The sequence below is a fragment of the Ochrobactrum sp. SFR4 genome, from assembly GCF_019730395.1.
Lineage (GTDB): Bacteria > Pseudomonadota > Alphaproteobacteria > Rhizobiales > Rhizobiaceae > Pseudochrobactrum.
The window spans coordinates 1-230 of the sequence record NZ_JAAPBB010001497.1; the positions used below are offsets into that span (position 1 = coordinate 1).

The window sequence follows — 230 nt, forward strand, 5'->3', positions numbered from 1 at the left end:
ACAAAAATCACCTTATGATCTTTTCCGGCTGTCGTAATGATCGCTGCGCTATTGGTGCAATTTGCAATTGTCGGCCATAGTAAAGCACGGGCAGAGCGCGTGCTGGTTTTACGCCAGCTGCTTCCTGTGTCATTTCCAATTCTTCATGAGACAGACCATGCTCACGCATAAGCTCGGCCACTTTGGCTGCAGCTTCCATTGCTTCAGCTTCAGTGCATCCCCGTGCAGTT

Annotated in this window: 1 protein-coding gene; it reads right to left on the bottom strand. The window is 50.0% G+C overall.

The features are described 5' to 3' along the window. Positions 1-7 precede the first annotated feature (7 nt). Positions 8-230 (bottom strand): DUF2786 domain-containing protein (locus HBA93_RS24010; RefSeq protein WP_221724877.1); only part of this gene is annotated, 223 nt, incomplete at its 5' end.